Here is a 2,056-nt window from a genome sequence, read left to right as displayed (position 1 = left end):
GCTTCTTTTTCTACAAAAATATAATTGAAATATGAATATGGGATTAGCGAAAATGGTAATAAAACCTTGATACTATGATTTCCCCATATCTTTTCGTTTTTAAGAATCAGTTTATTTAGCCGCCACGTGTTTTTAGAAAAACGTATTGCAAAAACAACAAAACCTGCCACATAAATTATCCATAACATCGCTGGATAATAAGCTTCAAAAAATGAAACATTATCTTCAGTAATTTCCAGATACATAGTTTCTGGATTGTCTATGATTGCAGGTACAGCAGATTCAGTATTTGCATTTGCAATAGCATTAACTTCTACAGAATACGAAATTGTGATTAAGGGTAAAACTATAGCCCCTACAAGTGTAAAAAGTAAATAAAATCTTTTGAAACCATGATTTTTTTCATTTTCTAAAAAGACTCGGTAAAAAGAATATAGCACTACAAGACAACCCGAAAATTTTAAAACATAATCCAGCATAAGTTGTTAGTTTATTTGTTTTCTCTACTCGGTGGTGGTGGCGGTGGCATACGATCAACTTGCTTCTCAGCCCCTTGTTTTTGCAAAAGAGTATAGATCGTAAACATTTTTTTGTACTCTTTCAAAATATTATCCTGTTCCTTTTTTTCTAATTTTCTATATGATATGGGGTATCCTTCTGGCAAAAGTGACTTCACTTTTTTTTGCTGAACATTATAATCTTTAATTAATTCCTTAACCGATTTTTCCTGATCTTGATGATTAACCTCCATCTCTAGTTCTTCTTCAACTACCTCGATAACTTCTTTTTCGTTAGATATAGAAGCCTCATCTTCTACAACTTCAATCACTTCAATAATTTCAGGATGTTTTGGCGGAGCTGGAGGATTTGGAACGTCCTCTACAACTTCTATTATTTCTGGTTTTGGTGGTGTAGGCACATCTTCTATTACCTCGATAACTTCAGGAGCTTTTGGACTTGGCGGAGACTGTGGTTTATCTTCAATAATCTCTATTGTTTCTACTTCTTCAATAACCTCAGGAACTTCTTCCGTAGAAAGTTTTAAAATTAAGCGCTCATTAGTAGGTAACTTTCCATCTTTAACGATCCAATAGGCCTTAAAATCCTGCGGAGAAAAATCTCTTATTTTCTTTTTTGACACTTCTTTACCGTCTATAAAAACATGCCCATAAATCTTCAAATTTTGATCTGATAATAATGATTTTGAAGGCGGCATTTTTGAATATTGCGAATACACCGTATTTAGATATATTTTAGTCCCCGTCTCATCAATCTGCTTAGAATAGAGACTTATCGTATTTAAATCGATAGCATCAAGCTTTTCTTTTGAAATTGGACTATCATCAAAATAAAAAGTATAGCCTTTATTTTTCCATTCCTTAATTTGTTGTTTAGAAGGCCTATCTGTGGTGATGTACGAAGTCCCGCTTCTTCCCGCAATTTGCATTGGTGGCGGTGGTGGAGCTGGAACTCCTGAAGGAAACAAAGAAGTATTTCTTGAATTCTTCTTCATCACCTGATAATAATGAGTTTTAAGATACTCTGCCCCTACTTTCTTTTTAAAATCTTCAGGAACGTTTTTTAGATCTAAGCGCACATTATTTTTCAGCAAATCTTTATCTGGATATTGAGCTGTGATTTTATCTAATTTCGAGGCAAATTCTTCTAGCGCCACCTGCTCTCCGTTTAGTTCGATTTTTTCGCCGTGAATTTTAAGCGTAAACGCGTTTAAAGTTTCAGTAACAATAGGTGATTCCTGCTGTATAGTTTCAGCAACAATATCATTATTGAAAAAATAAATACAACAACATAAAACCGGTACTAAAAATCCAAGTTTTAGCCCTACTCTCTTTTTTGAAAATGAATTTGAAATCATAACGATTCGTTTTTTAATTAATGAATGTTTAAATGAACTCGTCATAGCGGACTGATGTTTTCCAAACGAGCTGTTTAGTAATAATGTTGAATATGATAATGCGCTAATATTTTGATTTAAAACGGCTTCATCTGCCAGAAATTCGTGATTTAAGCGTATTGATTTTTTGATGAAAATAAA

The 2,056-nt window shown here is 33.2% G+C and carries 2 pseudogenes; both read right to left on the bottom strand.

Annotation, left to right across the window (positions count from 1 at the left end):
• A pseudogene (locus IIF7_RS20470) lies at positions 1-479 on the bottom strand (hypothetical protein); the annotation flags it as partial.
• An 11-nt stretch (positions 480-490) separates the two neighbouring features.
• Positions 491-2,056, bottom strand: a pseudogene (locus IIF7_RS20465) (hypothetical protein); the annotation flags it as partial.

The sequence above is a fragment of the Zunongwangia atlantica 22II14-10F7 genome (assembly GCF_002094855.1).
GTDB classification, from domain to species: Bacteria; Bacteroidota; Bacteroidia; order Flavobacteriales; family Flavobacteriaceae; genus Zunongwangia; species Zunongwangia atlantica.
This window is presented reverse-complemented; position numbering and strand designations above follow the sequence as displayed.